A 20061-nucleotide genomic window follows, 5' to 3' on the forward strand; every position below is an offset into this window, starting at 1 on the left:
GCGCCGGCCGAATTGCCGTCATGATCCGGTGCAACCGCCTCCTACCCGGGTCACCGCGCGGCCCTGGCATCCCACGGATCCGGGCCGCGCGCCAGAGGCCCAGACACGAAGGACCACTCCGATGCACAAGACTCACGCGACGATCGCGGCCACCCTCGCGATGGCGGTTGCCGGCACCGCGCTTGCCGCTGCGGCTTCCGCCTCCGCGCAGACCAAGCCCGCAATGGAAAAATGCTACGGCGTCGCCAAAGCGGGCAAGAACGACTGCAAGGCGGGCGCGGGGACGAGCTGCGCCGGCACCTCGAAGGTCGACTATCAGGGCAATGCCTGGAAGCTGGTCAAGGCCGGCACCTGCACCACGATCAAGACCCCCAAAGGCCCCGGCTCGCTGAGCCCCAAGGCCTGACAATCGCGCGCAGCCGGGGCCGTCAAGGCGCCGGCTGGCCGTTCACGGAGACTTCCGATGGAACAGCTCATCGCCCTTTACGACCGCGTGATCAGCCGCGCGTCGGCGTTGGTGCCCGATGCCCTTCTATTGCTCGTTGCGCGGCTCGGCATCGCGGGCGTTTTCTTCATGTCGGGTCGCACCAAGGTCGACGGTATCATCCATATCACCGACAGCACCTACGAGCTGTTCCGCACCGAATATGCGCTGCCGCTGGTGCCGCCGACCATTGCGGCAGTCGCCGCGACCTGGTCCGAACATGTCTTTTCGATCCTGCTCGTACTCGGCGTCGCCACTCGCCTTTCGGCGCTGGCGCTGTTCATGATGACGCTGACGATCGAGATCTTCGTCTATCCCGATGCATGGCCGACTCATCTCAGCTGGGCCGCAGTCCTCCTGCCATTGATCTTCCGGGGTGGCGGCGCCTGGTCATTGGATCGGGGCATCGCGCGGCTGCTGCATCCAGCGGCACGATTCGCTCACGCCTGAAACCGCGGTCGGAGCCGCGGGCCGCTTCGATCGGGTTTCCGCTGGCATCCTATCTTGCGACTTGTCTCGTGACGCAGAGCTGGCTTTCGTGCGCCTTCGAACGATTGGGTACGATCTCGACGTCGGTGCGGATCGAGAGCGTCCGGATCTGGCCCTTGAAGTCGCCGTTGTTGCGGGTGACATAACCGATGACAGGCATTGCACGTCTCCTTTGATGCGCGCCAGAACCGTTCGGGCGACAGGCGCGAGCGAAGGACCGGAGCGACGAAGCTATTTGGAGCGAAACTATTCTCCTTGCCGATTATCTCATCCAGTAACCTCACGGGACCATATCCACCCGCACAGTGCGTTTCGCGGTCCAGAACAGCGCGAATGTTCCGAGCGCCAACAGGCTCGACGCGATCAATGCCCACCGCACGCCTTCGGCGTCACCCAGACCGAACGATGTTGCCAGGAGATCGCTGAGAAGGCCCACGCTTAGCGGCCCAAGGCCCAAGCCAATCGCATTGAGGATAAACAGCAGGATGGCTGACGAGGTCGCCCGCATCGTCGGCGGGACAACGCTCTGACCGACTGTGTAGACCGGCCCGAACCAGAAAGAACCCAGGATGATCGGTATGATCATCAATGCCATTGCCACCGGCGCGCTCGGTATCAGATAGACAGCGATCGTGAAGGGAAGCGCCGCCAGACTCGCAATAGCAGGAATCGCGCAATAGGCGCGTGCGTCGGCGCGGCCGAACCGGTCGCCAAGCTGGCCGCCGAGCCATATGCCGACCTTCCCCCCAAACCCACTGATAATTCCGAGTGAGATCCCTAGGAATCCGTGTGCACCGAGCCCAAACTGGTCCGCACCGCGCTCCAGGACGCCGCCTCGGTGGCGTCGCTGCTGATCACGACCGAAGCGCTGGTGGCCGGGCTGCCCAAGGACGAAAAGCCGGCGGCTACGTCGCCGATGGACTATTGAAAAACTGACCGGGGCCGTGCGGCCCTGGTCATCACTTGGTCGAGAACTTAGCGAAGTCGTTGGACCCAGCACTCCGAGAATTCCCGGCGGCCCCAATCGCGATACTGCCATCGCGGTTCGAGCAGAAATTCCGGGGACAATGCATGCGATGCGGTAACGCGGAGTTCCGGATGCGGTTCAATCCGCGTCCGGAACCCCGTCGACGGCGCAAGGTCATCTGATCCGGGGATTTGGACCGGAACAGATGAGGGCTGCCTCGCGGTCGATCAGAAAGCGTAACCGACCGAGAAGCGATATGACCGGCCGAAGATCGGCCGCACATCGGGGATCGCCACGCCGGGCCCGGCGAGGAAGCGCGGATTGCCTTCGGTCAGGCCATGCGAGTTGGTGAGATTGTCGCCCGAAATCTGCAGCGTGAAGCCGTCGACCTTCGCCTTGATGCCCGCGCTGAGCGTCTGGTAGGCCGGCAGCTCCTGCAGGTTCTTGAGGTCGCTGTAGCGCTTCCCGATCGCCTCGAACGTGCCGTAAAGCGTCACGTCCGACGTATCCGAGGCGGTGACGGTGAAGGTCGGCGTGACGCGCACCTGATAGGAGGGAATGCGCTGCGCGCGCTTGCCGTCGAAATCGGGAATGTTCGGAGTGTGGGTCTTGGCATCCTCCAGCACCGCGTTGCCGGTGATGCCGAAGCCGCTGGCATGCTGCCACGAGGCATCGAACTCGATGCCTTTGGTCCGTGAACCTGCGATCTGCGGCGGGACGCCGACGTCATTGTACACCGCACCTTCGACCTCGTCGTAGAAGCCGGTCAGCGCGAGCTGGAGCCCGCGGTCGTGATATTTCACGCCGCCTTCGTAGGAGCGCACGCTCCAGTTGAGGTCGAGCCGCGGGCCGGTGTTGCCGAGCTGCGAGCGCACATCGTCGAACGACGGCGAATGATAGCCCTGCGACACGCGCGCGTAGACGTCGAACGTCCGGGTCGCGCGATAATTGAGGCCGACCGTCCACGGCGTCGCCTCGCGGGTGATATGCGCATAATCGGGCAGGCCATTGCCCTGGATATTAAATTTGATGTTGGTCCACTGGTGCCGCACCCCCGCATCGAGGCGCAGCGCGTCGGTGATGTTGAACGAGTCCGACGCGTAGATGGCATGGACGTCGGCGCGCCCGTAATCGGCGATCGCGAACGCGCCGAGCGTGCCGTTATCCAGATCGACGAGGTCGCGCGACCCGCCCACCTGCATCCAGCGGTTGGCACCCAAGCTCCATGCGTCGCGCGACGAGAAATGCGAGAAATAATAGCCGAGGTTGAGCGTGTTGGGGCCGGTCTTGAAGGTCAGCACAGCTTCGTTCGAGATGTTGCGAAGCTTCTTTTCGACTACCCAGGCGCCGAATTGCTGGACGTAATCGGTCGGTGCCAGCGTCGCGCCGGTGTTGATCCCGTGGACCGCGATCTGGCCCGGCGTACCGTTCCCGGCGGCGAGCGCATCAGCCACGGTGATCGCCCCTGCGCCGGCCGGCACGAGCCCGGTCGTCCGCAGCGTGCCGCTCGTGTACCCGAAGCGATCGGCGAAGGAGATGCCGCCGCCGAAATCATAATTGAGGTTCGCGCCGGTGACGATGCCCTTCCAGCCGCGGCCCTTGTTGAGGTCGACCGTCTCGGTCGCGCCGCTGCCCGCGCTGCCGGGTGTGATGATCGTGGCGTAGCGCGAATATTTGCTGAGCTGGTTGTAGGTGCCGAGATCGAGCCCCGGCACGGCGGTTGCGAACGGCAGGAACCATTCGCCGTGATCGTCGGTGTAGCGCGCGAACACGTTGATGCTGCCGTTGGTGAACTTGTGGGTGAGATTGGCGGTGATCTGACCGCCCTTTTCGGTGTCGAACCCGGCGCGGCGCACCGTATCGCCGCGCGAGATATAGCCGCCGACCATATAATAAGTATCGGGCGCAAGCTTGCCGCTCAAATAGCCGTCGACGCGCCACGCGCTATAGTCGGTGACCGAGGCGGTCAGGCTGCCGTGCATTTCTTCGCCGCCCTCGCGGAGCCGCAGATTAGTGGTCAGACCCGGCTGACCGTCCGAAAACAGCGATGCAGGGCCGCCGTTGACGCCCTCGATCCCCATCACCGTGTCGTCGATGCGGGTCATGCCGGTCTGATCCATGAACGAGAGGCTGCTGGCGCCATAGACCGGGATGCCGTTGAACTGCATCGTCACGAACGGCGCGTCGCCGGTGCTGGGAATACCGCGCACGAACACGTTCGAGGTGCCGACGCCGCCCGAGCTTTCCACCCACACGCCGGGGATCGATTTGAGCACGTCGCCCGCGCTCTTCGGCGCCTGCAGCTTGATGTCTTCGGCGGACATGGTGGTGATCGAATAGCCCGCTTCGAGCTTGTTGATCCCGCTGCCCGCCGGGCGGCCGGTGACGACGATATCGGACATTTCGGGGGCGGTATCGGCGGGTTGCGCCGCCGCGGCCGGCTGCGCCGATGTATCCTGCGCCAAGGCCGGATTGGCCAGAGCAACCGACATTGCCAAGCCAGAAACGGCGATGAAAGTGCGATTGCGGGACAACATCATATTCCTCTCCTGCGATCGACGCATGCTCTCAAGCGCGTCTTCGCGACGAACGTTATACCGCCCTGAATTGCATTTCAATAAAATGTTACATCCAGCGCCTTCGAATAAAAGTTATATTTATCAGTGGTTTAGATCGGAACATCGATGCGATCGCGTGGCAGCAATGCAACAGTTGGTGCAAAAGAGATCATGAGTGCCCTCCTCCCCATCCGGGCACGGATCCCCACCCTGGTACACAAGCTGGTTGTTGCGCCGGCGCTTTGCCCGCGCTTATCTCTTGCCGGAAGATCACAGACGGCCATGATGGCGGCGATCGCCGCAGCGATTGCAACCGTTTCAACGTTGGGGAGTGAGGATATTGGCGCGTCGCCGCGGCATGGATGTGAATATGGGGGATATCGCCCGGCTGGCGAACGTCTCGAAGCCGACGGTGTCGCGCGTCCTCAACAACAGCCCGCTGGTCAATGACGAGACGCGCGAGCGCGTGCTGCGGGTCGCGCGGGAAAATGGCTATGCGATCAATCGCAATGCGCAAAAGCTCAGGCAGACGCGCAACGATACGATCGCGGTGGTGCTCGATCTCGCCTCGCATCGCGCCGGGCGCGTCGCCGACCCGTTCATCTTCGAATTGCTCGCGGGGGTGTCCGAAGCGCTGTCGGTGCGCAATCAGGATCTGCTGCTTTCCCCGCCAAACCTGTCCGACGCGCAAAGCCATGTCGATCTCATCAGCTCGCGCGTGGCCGACGGGTTCATCTTCCTCGGCCAGGGCGTGCGCGGCCGGATGCTGCGCGACCTTGCCCGCGCCGGCGCGCCGTTCGTGGTGTGGGGCGGGGTCGACCCGGCCGATCCTTATTGCGCCGTCGGCAGCGACAACCACCTCGGCGGGCGGCTCGCGGGGGAGCTGTTCGTCCGGCGCGGCGCGAAACGCTGGCTGTTCGTCGGCAATATCGCGCATAGCGAGATCAACATGCGCTTCGAGGGACTGCGCGAGATCGCCGCAAAACACCGCGAGGTCAGCGTCGAGCATCTCGCGGCGGAGCAAATGGCCTATGCGCCGATCTTCCAAAGCGCGGCGCAGTGGCTGCGTGGCAACCATCAGCCGCCCGACGCGGTGTTCGCCTTTTCGGATACCGCCGCAATGGCGATCATCGCCGCCTTCCGCGAGGCGGGGCTGGAAGCGCCGCGCGATTATTCGTTGTGTGGCTACAACAACATTCCGCCCGCCGCGCATTTCACCCCGGCGATCACGACGATCGAGCAGGAGACACATCTCGCTGGCGCGCTGCTGGTGGAGAAGCTGATGCAGATGCTGGAGGGCGGGAAACCCAAATCGAGCATCTTGCCGACGCGGCTGATCGTCCGTCAGACCTGAGCGGCGAGCAGCGCGAACGGGGACATTCCCGCTTAGCGCGCCAGCCGCAGCACCGACGCCAGCTCGACCGCGGCAGTCGTGGCGAACACCCGGTCCGCCGCGCCCAACACCAGCGGGTCGCCGATCCCGATCGCGGTCATCCCCGCCGCCTTGATCGCAGCGATGCCGGCGGCAGCGTCCTCGAAACCAACACAGGCTTCGGGTGCGATCCCCAGCGCCTCGGCGCAGGCAAGGAAAATATCCGGCGCAGGCTTCGATCGCGCGATCTTTCCGGCGTCGGCAACGAAATCGAAAGCATCGAGCAGCTGCGCGCGCGCGAGGACCGTCGTTGCATTGCGACTGGCAGAGGCAACCGCCAGCGCCAGCCCCGCATCCCGCGCGGCGCCCAGCAACGCGGTCGCGCCGGGCAGCACTGCGCTGGCGTCCATCGTTTCCAGCGCCTCGAGATAATAGCCGTTCTTGCGCGTGGCGAGTTCGTCCTTTTCGGTCGGCGTCCGCGCCAGCGCACCGAGCGCCAGGATATGCTCGAGCGAGCCCAAGCGATCGACGCCCTTCAGCGCTTCATTGTCCTTTTCGGTGAAATGCACGCCGAGTTCCTCGGCGATCTTTTTCCACGCCACGAAATGCAGCCGGGCGCTGTCGACGAGCACGCCGTCAAGATCGAAGATCGCCGCGCGGAACGCCATCGTCACTTCGCCTCCGCCCCGCCGCATCGCACGACGACATTATCGCCGCCGTCAACCGTGGCGCGCGCCTCCCGGCCCGACACCGCTACCTCGACCCGCGCGCCGCGAAACGTGACGGTGAAAGTGTAGTTCGCGAGCCCCGGAATCTCGACCGGATCGAACGACAATATGTCACCCTCCACCCGCATCCCGGCAAAGCCCATCACGAGTGCGGTCCAGCTCCCCGCCAGCGCCGCCATGTGGAGCCCGTGGTCGGCATTGCCGAACAGGTCGGCGAGGTCGGTCAAGGCCGCGACGCGCCAGTAATGCGCCGCGCGCGCGCCGTCGCCGACCCGCGCGGCGGCGGTAGCGAAGGCGCTGGCCGACAGCGTCGAATCATGCACTGTCGTCGCTTCATAGGTATCGAGCATCCGCCGCCCGGCGTCGCCGAACGCTTCCGGCATCAGCGCCAGCGCGAGCACCGCATCGGCCTGTTTCGACACGCGGTGGCGATAGATGGTCAGCGGGTGGAAATGAAGCAGCAGCGGATAGGCATCGGCCGGTGTCTGCCCGAACGGCCAGGGCTCGAGCGCGAAGAACGCCTCGTCCTGCGCGGGGATCTGCCGCTCGGCGTCGAACGGCAGGAACATCATCTCGGCCGCGCGCGTCATCCGCGCTGCTTCGACGGCGTCGATCAGCCCGGCGGCGACGCCCTCGCGCGCCGCGAAGCGCAAATGCCGCGCCGCCATCATGTTGGTATAGAGGTTATTGTTGACGATCGCCGAATATTCGTCGGGCCCGGTCACGCGATTGATGACGAAGGCGTCGCCGCGCGCCGCGTCATGGTAGCCGATCTGGAGCCAGATGCGTGCGGTCTCGACCAGCAGCGCCGCACCGCCTTCGGCGAGGATCGCGCGATCCCCGGTCGCCGCGAGATAGGTTTCCAGCGCGAAGGCAATATCAGCGTTGATATGATATTGCGCCGATCCCGCCGGAAAATAGGCCGAGCATTCGTGCCCACCGATGGTGCGCCACGGATAGAGCGCGCCCGCCTGCTGTCCCATCGCGCGCGCATTGTCGCGCGCGGCATCGAGCCCCGAAATCCGCCACATCAGCATCGCCCGAGCGATCTCGGGTCGGGTGAAGGCGAACACCGGCAGCACATAGAGATCCGCGTCCCAGAAGACGTGGCCTTCATAGCCTTCGCCGGTCTGCCCCTTGGCGCCGATCGAGGTCTTGCCGTCGCGTCCCACTGCCATCGCCAGTTCGGCGAGCGCGAAGCGGATCGCGAGCGCGGCGCGGGGATCGGCGGGGATGTCGACGTTGCTAGCGGCCCAGAAATCCGCGAACCAGCCGGTCTGTTCAGCGAGCAGCGCGTCATAGCCATGGCTGCCGGCGTGCCGCATCGCCTCCATCGCTTCATGGCTGGGATCGCCGTCGCGCGTCGCGCGATAAACGGAGACAAGGTCAATCTCGGCCGTGCCGTCGACCGACCGCCGACCGATGAGCTGCATCCCCGCCGCGACCGCAAAGCAGCTGCGCGCCAGCCGGTCGATGCGTAGCGCGTGGTTCGGCTCGGCGCGCACCGCTTGTTCGATCCACGGGCTGTCGGCCATCGTCGGCGCGATCCGCGGATCATAGACCGCATCCGCCGCCGCCGCCGGCTCGCCCGCGCCCGGCGGCGCGGTGACATAAGGCAGAACGGTCACGTCCTGCCCCGCCGGAAAGCGGACGCGGGTCAGCACCAGCCCCTGACGCGTCATCGGGACGAACTGCTCGACCGTCACTGCCACCTCGTCGATCGCGAGCGTTTCGGTGCGCACGCCACGAGCGAGATCGAGCTCGACCGCCGCCGTCGCGCCGGGCAGCCGCCCCGCGACCATGATCGCGGGGCGCGTCGCATCGGCCACTGCCAGCCGCAAGTCGCTTTCCCGCGCGAAGCCGTGTGCCGCCTCGTGATAGGCGATCGGCACGCGCTCATAGACTCCGTTGAGATAGACCCGCGGGGCGCCGACGGGGTCGCCCGGCCCGCGCGTGCCGACGAAGCCGTTGCCGATCGAAAACAGCGCCGCGACATGGCCGGATTGCGCATCCGTTCCCGCCGCCGAGAGGTGCCAGCCGTCGCGCGCGAACCGGAGCGACGAAAAGCTTGCTTCCGGTAATGATCGCCCCACTGCATTGCTCTCCGAGGATGACGATCGCTCGCCCGATTTGCTTATGATATGCATTTCATAATAGGAAGCGGTCAAGACCATAAACCGGATTGCGAGTGAGGTTGGGGGAGGATGATGAACAGGACCCGGATCACGATCGCGTTGGCGCTTAGCTACGCCATATTCGCGGTGCTGCTAAACAGCGTGGGGACGGTGATCCTCCAGTCGATCGAATCGTTCCGTGTCACCAAGGGGGCGGCGAGCTCGCTCGAGGGGTTCAAGGACCTGTCGATCGCGGCGACCAGCTTCCTTCTGGCGGCGCAATTGCCGCGCTTCGGATTGCGCCGTGCGCTGATCGTCGCGCTGACCGGGGTCGGTTTCGCCTGCCTTGCGATGCCGCTCGTGCCCGGCTTCTGGACGACGCGGCTGATGTTCCTCGCAGTCGGCATCGGTTTCGGCGTCGCCAAGGTGTCGGTCTACAGCTTCGTCGGGCTGCTGACGCAGGGTAGCGCGCGGCATGCCTCTCTGCTCAACCTGATCGAGGGCGTGTTCATGCTGGGCGTGCTCAGCGGCTATTGGATCTTCGCCGCCTTCATCGATCCGGTCGCGCCAGGGAACCTCCAGTGGCTCGACGTCTATTATGTGCTGGCGGCACTATGTCTCGGGGTGGCAGCGCTGTTCGTCGTGACGCCGTTCGACGAGGGCGCGATCGGCAGGGCTGCCGCGTCGGGCGCGCCCGAGAGACGCTTTGCCGATATGATCCGGCTGGCGTGGCGCCCGCTGACGCTCGCGTTCATTGCGGCGATCTTCTGCTATGTGCTGGTCGAGCAGGGCATCGGCTCGTGGCTGCCGACCTTCAACCGCGAATTGCTCGGGCTGTCCGCGCCGATGAGCGTGCAGGCGGCATCGATTTTCGCGGTCAGTCTTGCCGTCGGACGGCTCGGCGCCGGGGTGATCGTTCGCCGCACCGGGTGGTTTCCGCTGGTCTGCGGCTGCCTTGTGATGATGGCAATCCTGATCGTCGCGGTGTTGCCGCTCGCCGAAGCGCATCACGGCGAGGTGACGTCATGGGCCGGCGCGCCACTCGCTGCCTTCCTCTTTCCGCTGATCGGGCTGGCGATGGCGCCGATCTATCCCGCACTCAATTCGGCGATCCTTTCGGCGATGCCGCCCGAGAAGCAGCCCGCGATGGTCGGGCTGATCGTGGTCTTCTCGGCGTTGGGCGGCACGACCGGCTCGTTCATCGTCGGCCATGTGTTCGCCGCTTTCCACGGCACGCTCGCTTTTTACACATTGCTTGCCCCGATCGCGGCGCTCGCCGTGGCGACAGTGTTGATCCGCCGGCGATCCGTGGCGGCATAACTGATGCTCCGGAGGTTGAAGAAATGCGGCCGACCGAGCGCTGGTGCGGCGACGTTCGGAGCCCCGATCGACACCGTTCTCCTTACGAACGGCCGTTTTGCCGAGAGCCGGCTGAACACCGAACGCACAGCGACTTGAACCGGGTCGGACGTTGCCACTTCCATCGAATGCGATCACCCGCAGGCATAGCTTTCGATCTACTCTAAAACCGCTATGCAGGTTTCCACCCACCCCGAGCTCTTCGGCCGGGTGAATACGTCAGCCGGCACCGGCCGACCGCTGCCGCCCCAATCTCTTCCATAGAGACGCCTTTTGTAGATACCCGACAGCAGACATCGGAAAGGGCGGGGGCGGCTTGAGCAAAACCCTTGGGTGTGCTTTGCCCACTATCTCAGCCTGATGACGAATGGCTCGGCCAACTCACCGCGACCATAGCTGCGGACGGCTCGCGAGTGTCAGCACTGCTTGGTCTTCGCGCAGAATAATCTCAGGGAGTTTGCTGAAGTCGTCTCGACTTTCCCCTTTTCGGAGGGAGCGCCGCCCACCATTTCCGGTAGCCTTGGTGGAGTGATCCGTTGCGGGCATTAAAGCTCCCTAGCCGCTTAGAACATCGGCAAAGCGACGCGTGGCACACTCCTGTCGTCCCCGAAGCACAATCGGGTCGCCGAAAATGGCGTGCTCGACGGCCGACCGGTGTAGCGCGTCCCGCTACTGACCCTTCAGGTCAGGACATAGGGACAAACGGGGCGGCGGCGTCTGACTGCAGCGCCCATCAGACCGAAGCCCCCGACCATCATTGCCCACGCTGCCGGCTCGGGAACGGCGCTGGAAAACGCTCCGGACACCGAAAACCCCGTCAAAGGATATTGATACGGGCCTTTTAAAGGGTCAAACGTCTCGAGTTGCAATCCGGATTCGCCGCCACCGGCTTCGCCGGGAAAGTTTGTCATAAAGAGATAGGCGAACGAGGAAGGCAGAAGGCCGTGTAGATATAGGTTCGGATCCGTCGGTGGAGTCTGATGTGAGGCTACCAATGTGCCCCTCGGAAAGTTGAAACCCAATTCGAAACCAAGACCCGTCGCGCCGGGCACCCCAGTCACTGGGTAGTCCACCCCACCATGCATGATCATTACGTCGTAGGGCGAATTGCCGAAGATATAGGCTGAGTAGGCGGAAAAATCAGAGAGGCTATATGATTCGCCTCCAAAGCTTAGCACCGCTGACTGGGCCTTGAAGGACGGCCCGGCGTGGTCCGGCAACTCCACCGAAAGAGTCCAGGGGCACCCCCGTTCGCAAGGAAGAGCGTTGTTCAGAATGCTGCCACGCGCACCGTAAGCATTACGATAATCGAGATTGCCCGAGAACTTGAATTTGACGGTTGACACAGCCCCTACTGCGTTGGGAGCAAAGCCGAGCATGACCACTGCGGCGCTTAGGATGATCCCCTTCATAAACGTCACTCCCTATTAGTATCCCAAAATATGGCTCTTATTTTCGTTAGCTCGCAGAGCGATGCAAATGGACGCGCTTGCTAGTGTCGCGCGCCGGCTCCGTGTGAGGCCTTGCAGGTGGACGAACCACGCCCCAGGGTGGGCGATTTCCCCCATCCAGCAGACCGAAGCCGGCGATCATCATGACCCCGGTCGCCGGCTCTGGTAGTGCCGGAAGCAGCTTCAGACGCATCTCAACACCCTTTTGAGCCGCCCTGACGACGGTCCAATCGACAAAAACGTCCATCAGATGCGAAAGGATCCAAGCTCACTGCATATTACGCACTCGCGCGCGATGGAGGGCGTGCGGCATTCGCTGTGCTCGCAAGAGCGTTGTCGTGAGCGTTTCCGACGCTTATGCCCGCGTCATGCCCCGCATCCTGGTGATCGAGGACGACATAGGCACCGCGCGCGAGATCGCCGCGGAACTGGCCGGGCATGGCCATGACATGACGATCGCTCGCGACGGGGCGACCGGACTCGACCGCGCGACCCGCGAAGGGTTCGACGCGATCACGCTCGACCGCATGCTCCCCGCGGTCGACGGGCTCGAGGTGGTGCGCATCCTGCGCGAGCGCCGCATCACCACCCCCGTCCTGATGATCAGCGCGCTGAGCGACGTCGACGAGCGGATCGCCGGGCTTCGCGCCGGGGGCGACGATTATCTCATCAAACCCTTCGCCCCCAATGAGATGGCGATGCGTGTCGAGGTGCTGATCCGGCGTCATCACGATCGCGCGGATACGATGCTGCTGCGCGCCGGCGATATCGAGCTCGATCTGGTGCGGCGCACCGTGCATGTCGCGGGCGAGGCCGTCCGGCTGCTCCATATGGAATTTCGCCTGCTCGAATTCCTGATGCGCAACCGGGGCGAGGTGGTCAGCCGGCGGATCATCTTCGAGCAGGTGTGGGGCTATTATTTCGATCCCGGCGCCAATCTGATCAACGTCCATATCGCGCGGCTGCGCAAGAAGCTCGATCGCCCCGGCGCGCCTTCGGCGATCCAGACGATCAAAGGCGAAGGCTATCGGCTCGATGCTGGCTGAGCCGCTGCGCTTCGCGGATATCCGCCGCACCAGCGCCTTTCGCCTCACCGCAATGCTCGGCGCGACCTTCGCCGCGGGCATCGTGCTGCTCACCGGCACGATCTACCTCCTCACCGCCCGCGAACTGACCGACCGCAGCGACCGCATCCTCGCCGATCTTGCGGGGCGGATGCTCGCGGTCGCGCCGCAGGCACTCCCCGCGCGCGTCCGGCTCGAAACCGAACGCGCAGGGTCGGGGCTCAATTATTACGGTCTGCTCGGCAGCGACGGCGAACCGGTCGCGGGCATGCTCAGGATGCCGCCCTCGCTGCGTTACGACCAGCCGGCGGATATCGAGGACGCGGGCCACGGCATCGGCCCGATCCGGCTGCTCGCCAAACGCACCGACCGCGGCGAAACCCTGCTCGTCGGGCGCGACATCACCCAGATCCGCGATCTGCGCGTGCGGATGCTCGGGATATTGGTGTGGAGCGGCGTGGCAATAGCGATCGGGGTCGGGGCCACCGCGATCGGGCTCAGCCTCGGGCCGCTGCGCCGCGTGCGCGATCTGCAGGCGGCGAGCCGCGCGATTGCCGAAGGGCATCTCGAACGCCGCATGCCGCTCGCCGGGCGGCACGACGAACTCGATCAGTTCGCCGATACCGTCAACGCGATGGTCGAGGATGTCGGGCGCACGATCGCGCAGGTGAAGGGCGTGACCGATGCGATCGCGCACGACCTGCGCACCCCGCTTACCCGCGTGCGCGCCAATCTCCACCGGATTGCGCAGGACGATGCGCTGGCGCCCGATCACCGCGCGCGGCTGACCCAGGCGGTCGACGATCTCGATACCGTGCTCGAGCGCTTCGCCGCATTGCTGCGCATTTCCGAACTCGAGGCGGGAAGCCGGCGTGCGGGGTTCGCGGCGGTCGATCTCGGCGCGATCGCGGCGAGCGTCGCCGACTTGTATGAGCCGCTCGCCGAGGACAGCGGCATCACGCTGTCGTTCGATTGCGATCCGCTGCCGCTTCACGGCGACGAGAAATTGCTGTTCGAAGCGGTCAGCAACCTCGTCGACAATGCGATCAAATTCGGCCGCGCGGGCGGGCATGTCCGCATCACCACCGGCGGCGATGCGGCGCGCTGGCACCTCGACGTGGCGGACGACGGACCGGGCATTGCCGCGGACGAGCGCGAGGCGGTGTTGCGCCGCTTCCACCGCGGCAGCAACGCCGCCAGCGCGCCGGGCTCCGGGCTGGGGCTCAGCGTGGTGTCCGCGATCCTCGGTGCGCACGGGCTGCGGCTCGATCTGCGCGACGCGCAACCGGGGCTGATCGCGCGCATCACCCCGGCCGAGTGAAATTCATTTCACTCGCCAAACCGCCGATTGAGGAGGATTAGGCCGCCCCGTCGGTGACGCCCGCTGGCACCCCCCTCGTCATGGCGTCACCGGCAACCTTTTCAGGTGAACGGGACGTTTCATGCTCCGGCTCGTCAAGATCGCGCTCAGCAAGCCCTATACCTTCGTCGTGCTGGCGATCCTGATCGTCCTGTTCGGCGGCGCGGCGGCGTTCCGTACCCCGACCGACATCTTTCCCGACATCAAGATCCCGGTGATCGCCGCGGTGTGGACCTATCGCGGCCTCCCGCCCGAGGACATGGCCGGGCGGGTCGTATATTATTACGAACGTTCGCTTTCTTCTTCGGTCAACGACATCGATCATATCGAGAGCCAGTCGCTCGCCGGGATCGCGGTGGTGAAGATCTTTTTCCGCCCGGGGGTCGATATCCGCACCGCGACCGCGCAGGTCACGGCCTTGTCGCAGACCGTGCTCAAACAGATGCCGCCGGGCATCACCCCGCCGACGATCCTCAATTACAATGCCTCGACAGTGCCGATCCTGCAGCTCGCATTATCCGGCAAGGGATTGTCCGAGCAGAAGATTTTCGATCTTGGGCAGAATTTCATCCGTCCCGCTCTGGCCTCGGTGCAGGGCGCCGCGATCCCTTCGCCTTATGGCGGCAAGGAGCGACAGATCCAGGTCGATCTCGATCCGGCGCAGCTCGCCGCGCATCGCCTGTCGGCGACCGACGTTGCGGCCGCGCTCGCCGCGCAGAACCAGATCGTCCCCGCCGGCACCGCCAAGATCGGGCAATATGAATATAACCTCAAGCTCAACAATAGCCCCTCGGCGATCGACGATCTCAACCGGCTGCCGATCAGAACAGTCGACGGCGCGACGGTGACGATCGGCGATGTCGCGCACGTTCGAGACGGATCGCCGCCGCAGCGCAATGCGGTGCGCGTCGACGGGGGCCGCGCGGTGCTGATGACGGTGCTCAAGAGCGGCTCGGCCTCGACGATCGCGATCGTCGATCAGGTGAAGGCGGTGCTGCCCAAATTGCGCGAAACCCTGCCGCCGACGCTCAAGATCGACCTGCTCGCCGATCAGTCGCTGTTCGTGAAGGCGGCGGTCTCCGGGGTGGTGCGCGAGGGCGCGATCGCCGCCGCGCTGACCAGCCTGATGATCCTGATGTTCCTTGGTTCGTGGCGCTCGACGGTGATCATCGCCGCGTCGATCCCGCTCGCCGTGCTCGCCGCGGTCGCCGGGCTCGCCGCGGCGGGGCAGACGCTCAACATCATGACCTTGGGCGGGCTCGCACTCGCGGTCGGCATCCTCGTCGACGATGCGACGGTGACGATCGAGAATATCAACTGGCATCTCGAACGAGGCAAATCGGTGCGCCAGGCGATCCTCGACGGCGCCGAGCAGATCGTCGGCCCGGCGTTCGTCTCCTTGCTGTGCATCTGCATCGCCTTCCTGCCGATGTTCTTCCTGCCGGGGGTCGCGGGTTTCCTGTTCGCGCCGATGGCGATGGCGGTGGTGTTCGCGATGATCGCCTCGTTCGTCCTGTCGCGCACGCTCGTCCCGACGATGGGCAATTACCTGCTGCGCGATCACGCCACCCCCCACACCGCCGAGGTGATGCTGAGCCACGACGCGCAGGCCGGGCGCCCGCAAACCCGCAATCCGTTCCGTCGTTTCCAGCACGCTTTCGAGACCCGCTTCGAGCATGTGCGCGGCTATTATGTCGAGGTGCTGGCCTTCGCACTGGCGCGCCGCAAGCCGTTCGTGATCGGCTTCATGGCGGTGGTGTTGCTGTCGTTCGCGCTCGCGCCGATGCTCGGGCGGACCTTCTTCCCGACGGTCGATTCGGGCCAGATCAACCTCCACGTCCGCGCGCCGGTCGGCACCCGGCTGGAGGAGACCGCGGCGCTGTTCGATCATATCGAGGATCGCATCCGCCAGATCGTCCCTCCCGATCAACTCGACGCGATCGTCGACAATATCGGCCTGCCGGTCAGCGGCATCAACCGCGCTTATTCGAACACCGGCGGGGTCGGCCCGCAGGACGGCGACATCATGATCACGCTGAAGGAAGACCATGCGCCGACCGCCGGCTTCACCCGCACCTTGCGCCGCGCGCTGCCCGCAGCCTTCCCCGGCTCGACCTTCTCCTTCCTGCCCGCCGATATCGTCAGCCAGATCCTCAATTTCGGCGCCCCCGCCCCGATCGACGTGCAGATCGCCGGGCCGGACATGAAGGGTGGCGCGGCCTATGCGCGGATGCTCGCCGCGCGGCTCGCGCGCGTCCCCGGGATCGCCGACGTCCGCGTGCAACAGGCGGACAATTATCCCGAACTCGGCTTCGACGTCGATCGCGCGCAGGCCGACCGGCTCGGCATCACCGAGAATGACGTGACGCGCAACCTGTCAGTCGATCTCGCCGGCAGCTTCCAGATCGCGCCGACCTTCTGGCTCAACCCCAAGAACGGCGTTTCCTATCCGATCGTGGTGCAGGCGCCGCAATATCGCACCGAGAGCATGGCACAGCTCACCAACCTGCCGGTCTCGGGCGCCAAGCCGGGGACGTTCCAGGTGCTCGGCGCACTCGGCACGCTGCATCGCGAGATCAGCCCGGCGGTGGTGTCGCATTATGCGGTGCAGCCGGTGTTCGACATCTATGCGACGACGCAGGGTCGCGATCTCGGCGCGGTGGCGGGGGACATCCAGAAGGTGCTCGATGCCACCCACGGCGCCCTGCCCAAGGGCGCCAAGGTCGCACTGCGCGGGCAGGTCGAGACGATGAACACCGCCTTCACCGGGCTGTTCATCGGGCTCGCCGGGGCGATCGTGCTGATCTACCTCCTCATCGTCGTCAATTTCCAGAGCTGGCTCGATCCGTTCGTGATCGTGACCGCGCTGCCCGCCGCGCTCGCCGGGATCGTGTGGATGCTGTTCGCCACCCACACGCCCCTGTCGGTACCGGCGCTGACCGGCGCGATCATGTGCATGGGCGTCGCCACCGCCAATTCGGTGCTGGTGGTGAGTTTCGCCCGCGAACGGCTCGCCGCCAGCGACAATGCCGTGCGCGCCGCCGCAGAGGCCGGTGCGACCCGCTTCCGCCCGGTGCTGATGACCGCATTGGCGATGATCATCGGGATGGCGCCGATGGCACTCGGCCTCGGCGAAGGCGGCGAACAGAATGCCCCGCTCGGCCGTGCGGTGATCGGCGGGCTGATCTGCGCGACGATCGCCACGCTCGTCTTCGTCCCCGTCGTCTTTGCGATGGTCCACGGACGCAAGGAGCACGCGGCCGCCACGCCCGAACCTGTCGGAGAACCGATCCATGCATGATGTGACCATTCCGGCGGCGGCCCCGCGCGGGCTGAAGCGGGCGGGGATCGTCGCTGCACTGATCGCGGCCGGGGTGGTCGCTGCGGGGGTGGTGGCGCGCGGCCACGATGTCGACACCGCGACGCATGTCTCCGATGTGCAGTCGATCCCCACCGTCCATCTGATCACGGTGAAGGGCGACACCGCCGCCGATACGCTCGACCTTCCCGGCACGATGCAGGCGTGGAATGCGGCCAAGCTCTATGCGCGGGTTTCGGGCTATGTCCGTGGCTGGGCGAAGGATATCGGCGCCGAAGTAGCGGCGGGCACCCCGCTCGGCACGATCGACACCCCCGAGCTCGATCAGCAGATCAACGAGGCGCGCGCCGCCGTTGCCAGCGCGCGGGCGCATGCCGGGCTGGCGCGGAGCACCGCATTGCGCTGGAACGACCTGCTCACCACCGCATCGGTCTCCAAGCAGGAGGCCGACGAAAAGAACGGCGATCTTGCGGTCCGCCTCGCCGCGGTAAAGGAGGCGGAGGCCGCGCTCGGCCGGTTGCAGGCGATGAAGTCCTTCGCGGTGGTCCGCGCGCCCTTCGCCGGGGTGGTGACCGCGCGCAACGCCGATATCGGCGATCTCGTCGGCCCCGGCAGCGGCGGCACCCAACAGCCGATGTTCGCGGTCGCCGATACACGGCGGATCCGCGTCTATGTCAGCGTGCCGCAGGCCGATTCCGCCGCGATCCACCCCGGCATGGCAGCGACGCTGACCGTCCCCGCCTTCCCCGGCCGCAATTTCCCCGCGCATGTCACCGGCGCATCGGGCGCGGTCGATGCACAGAGCGGCGCCTTCCAGGTCGAGCTGCAGGCCGACAATCCCGGCAATCTGCTCAAGCCTGGCGGCTTTGCGCGCGTGGTATTCGACCTGCCGGGACAAGCCGGCGGGGTCGAGGTGCCGTCGAGCGTGCTCCTGTTCCGCGCCGGGGGCAGCGAGGTCGCGACGGTCGATGCGGGCGGGCATATCCGGCTGCGGCATGTCCAGATCGGGCTCGATCGCGGGCAGACGGTACAGATCCGCGCCGGGCTCTCCGCCGGAGAGCGGATCGTCGATAATCCGCCGGACTCGCTCGCCGAAGGCGAATTGGTCCGCGTCGGAGGTGCGCGTGGCTAAACGCAGGTTGACCGCGATCGTCGCCGCCTGCGCGATCGGCGGGTGCTCGATGGCGCCCGCCTACCACCCGCCCGTCATCGCGGCGCCGGCGCATTTCAAGGAAGATGCGACGTGGAAGCCGGCCGATCAGGCCGCGGCGCTCCCGGCGCAATGGTGGCGCCTGCTCGGCGACGCCGAGCTCGATACGCTCGAACAACGCATCGACACCGCCAACCCCACGCTCGCGATCGCGCTGGCGCGTTACGATCGCGCACGCGCCGATCTGCGCGGGGCGCGCGCCGCCGGGCTGCCGCATATCGGCGTCGGCGCCAATCTGACCAGCAACCGCCAGTCGGACAACCGCCCGTTGCGGGGTGCGCATCAGCCCGATCTCTATGGCGCTGAGACGATCGGCGGATCGATCGACTTCGACCCCGATCTGTGGGGCCGGGTGCGCAATTCGGTCGCCGCAGGCAAGGCCGAGGCGGAGGCGAGCCGCGATCTGATGGCCGATGTCCGGCTCAGCCTGCAGACCCAGCTCGCGCTGACCTATATCCGGCTGCGCGGGCAGGATCGCGAGCTGGCGCTGCTCCGCCAGACGGTCGCGGCCTATAACCAGGCGGATCAGCTGGTGCAGCGCCGTTTCACCGGCGGGATCGCCTCCGGGGTCGATACCGCGCGCGCCGGATCATTGCTGGAAGAGGCGCGCGCGCAAGCCGAGGACGTCCGCACCGCTCGCGCGCTCACCGAACATGCCATCGCCAGCCTGACCGGCAATCCCGCCTCGGCTTTCTCGCTGCCCGAAGCGGCGACGATATTCGCCCTGCCCGCGGTGCCGGTCGGCCTGCCCTCCACCCTGCTCCAGCGCCGCCCGGATGTCGCCGCCGCCGAGCGCGAGATGGCGGCGGCCAATGCGCGGATCGGGGTGGCGAAGGCGGCCTTCTTCCCCGCGATCACCCTGGGTGGATCGGGAGGCTTCCAGAATACCGCGCTCGCCGGGCTGATCGCCGCGCCCAATCTCTTCTGGTCGATCGGGCCCAGCATCGCACTCAGCCTGTTCGACGGCGGGAAACGCCATGCCCAGCTTGCGGCCGCACGTGCGGAATGGGCCGAGACGACCGCGCGCTATCGCGCGATATCGCTGGGCGCGTTCCAGGATGTCGAGGATCAGCTCGCCTTGCTCAACCACCTCGGCACCGAGCAGGCGGCGGAGGAAAGGGCAGCGGCCGACGCCGAACAGGCGCAGGCGATCGCGCTCAACCGCTATGTGAAGGGCGCGGCGACCTATCTCGACGTGGTGACGGCGCAGACGGCCGCGCTCAGGATGCGCGAAACCGCTTTGTCACTCGAAACGCGGCGGGTGCAGGCCGCGGTCGGGTTGATCCGCGCCACCGGCGGGGGGTGGACCAGGCCGGCGACCGACCGACTTAGCTGATCGGCCGCACGGCCCGCGGCCGTCAGACAACTCTACCCTGATTCCCGTCTGAAAGCGGCCTGGTCGTAGTCCACCCACAAGCCGTACTTCGGCGCAGAACCGGCCACCCGCGCAGAACTGTAACGCCAGAAACGAACGCTCGCCCCTATCCGGGACGTGCCGTCCCCTAGTCCGCCGCTGATTGACTGACCCTGGTCGGGAACCGTGGCAATGAAACATGAGCATCACTGATAGCGCAATGCCTTCGGCA

16 protein-coding genes are annotated in these 20061 nt (G+C 65.8%); 10 read left to right on the plus strand and 6 right to left on the minus strand.

Translation table 11 applies throughout. The features are described 5' to 3' along the window. Positions 1-121: 121 nt before the first annotated feature. Both NED98_RS08365 and NED98_RS08370 read left to right on the plus strand, forming a co-directional pair. Positions 122-406, plus strand: a complete 285-nt coding sequence (locus tag NED98_RS08365) for a BufA1 family periplasmic bufferin-type metallophore (protein ID WP_265312595.1) — start codon at positions 122-124, stop codon at positions 404-406. Positions 407-463: 57 nt separating this feature from the next. Continuing rightward, complete coding sequence (locus NED98_RS08370; RefSeq protein WP_265312596.1) at positions 464-934, plus strand: DoxX family protein; 471 nt, start codon at positions 464-466, stop codon at positions 932-934. Between the two features lie 49 nt (positions 935-983). Here NED98_RS08370 and NED98_RS08375 read toward each other — a convergent pair whose 3' ends face one another. After that, a complete protein-coding gene (locus tag NED98_RS08375; RefSeq protein WP_265312597.1) occupies positions 984-1133 on the minus strand; it encodes a DUF736 domain-containing protein in 150 nt (49 codons plus the stop codon). Positions 1134-1253: 120 nt separating this feature from the next. Then, the gene (locus tag NED98_RS08380) at positions 1254-1568 is read right to left on the minus strand and encodes an MFS transporter (protein WP_265312598.1); all 315 of its coding nucleotides are present in this window, start codon (positions 1566-1568) and stop codon (positions 1254-1256) included. A gap of 192 nt (positions 1569-1760) precedes the next feature. On the opposite strand from NED98_RS08380, the gene NED98_RS08385 reads away from it, so the two are divergent. Beyond that, the gene (locus NED98_RS08385; RefSeq protein ID WP_265312830.1) at positions 1761-1901 is read left to right on the plus strand and encodes a hypothetical protein; all 141 of its coding nucleotides are present in this window, start codon (positions 1761-1763) and stop codon (positions 1899-1901) included. Between the two features lie 266 nt (positions 1902-2167). On the opposite strand, the gene NED98_RS08390 is transcribed toward NED98_RS08385, so the two are convergent. After that, positions 2168-4432 (minus strand): TonB-dependent receptor, encoded by a 2265-nt coding sequence (locus NED98_RS08390; RefSeq protein WP_265312599.1) that lies wholly within the window; start codon positions 4430-4432, stop codon positions 2168-2170. Between the two features lie 436 nt (positions 4433-4868). Between NED98_RS08390 and NED98_RS08395 the strand changes: the two genes are divergently transcribed. After that, positions 4869-5852 carry a LacI family DNA-binding transcriptional regulator gene (locus tag NED98_RS08395; protein ID WP_265312600.1) on the plus strand — a complete coding sequence of 328 codons (984 nt, stop codon included), beginning with the start codon at positions 4869-4871 and terminating at the stop codon, positions 5850-5852. Between the two features lie 32 nt (positions 5853-5884). On the opposite strand, the gene pgmB is transcribed toward NED98_RS08395, so the two are convergent. Both pgmB and NED98_RS08405 read right to left on the minus strand, forming a co-directional pair. Next, a complete protein-coding gene (gene pgmB, locus NED98_RS08400; protein ID WP_265312820.1) occupies positions 5885-6538 on the minus strand; it encodes a beta-phosphoglucomutase in 654 nt (217 codons plus the stop codon). Positions 6539-6540: 2 nt separating this feature from the next. Next, entirely contained in the window at positions 6541-8691 is a 2151-nt protein-coding gene (locus NED98_RS08405; protein WP_265312601.1) for a glycoside hydrolase family 65 protein, read from the minus strand. Between the two features lie 114 nt (positions 8692-8805). Here NED98_RS08405 and NED98_RS08410 point away from each other — a divergent pair, with 114 nt between their 5' ends. Next, entirely contained in the window at positions 8806-10032 is a 1227-nt protein-coding gene (locus NED98_RS08410) for an MFS transporter (RefSeq protein ID WP_265312602.1), read from the plus strand. Between the two features lie 719 nt (positions 10033-10751). Here the strand turns inward: NED98_RS08410 and NED98_RS08415 are convergent. Next, complete coding sequence (locus NED98_RS08415; protein ID WP_265312603.1) at positions 10752-11483, minus strand: PEPxxWA-CTERM sorting domain-containing protein; 732 nt, start codon at positions 11481-11483, stop codon at positions 10752-10754. 407 nt (positions 11484-11890) lie between these two features. On the opposite strand from NED98_RS08415, the gene NED98_RS08420 reads away from it, so the two are divergent. The 5 genes from NED98_RS08420 (at position 11891) to NED98_RS08440 (ending at position 19811) form a co-directional block, all read left to right on the plus strand. After that, complete coding sequence (locus NED98_RS08420) at positions 11891-12568, plus strand: response regulator transcription factor (protein WP_265312821.1); 678 nt, start codon at positions 11891-11893, stop codon at positions 12566-12568. Beyond that, positions 12558-13907: a sensor histidine kinase gene (locus NED98_RS08425; RefSeq protein ID WP_265312604.1), complete on the plus strand. Its 1350-nt coding sequence runs from the start codon at positions 12558-12560 to the stop codon at positions 13905-13907. Before NED98_RS08420 ends, NED98_RS08425 begins: the two co-directional genes overlap by 11 nt. Positions 13908-14028: 121 nt before the next feature. Then, positions 14029-17247, plus strand: a complete 3219-nt coding sequence (locus NED98_RS08430) for an efflux RND transporter permease subunit (protein WP_265312605.1) — start codon at positions 14029-14031, stop codon at positions 17245-17247. Next, a complete protein-coding gene (locus NED98_RS08435; RefSeq protein ID WP_265312606.1) occupies positions 17240-18397 on the plus strand; it encodes an efflux RND transporter periplasmic adaptor subunit in 1158 nt (385 codons plus the stop codon). Before NED98_RS08430 ends, NED98_RS08435 begins: the two co-directional genes overlap by 8 nt. After that, complete coding sequence (locus NED98_RS08440) at positions 18390-19811, plus strand: efflux transporter outer membrane subunit (protein WP_265312607.1); 1422 nt, start codon at positions 18390-18392, stop codon at positions 19809-19811. The genes NED98_RS08435 and NED98_RS08440 overlap by 8 nt, the downstream gene beginning before the upstream one ends. Positions 19812-20061 lie beyond the last annotated feature (250 nt).

Source organism: Sphingomonas lycopersici (genome assembly GCF_026130605.1).
Classification (GTDB): Bacteria; Pseudomonadota; Alphaproteobacteria; order Sphingomonadales; family Sphingomonadaceae; genus Sphingomonas; species Sphingomonas lycopersici.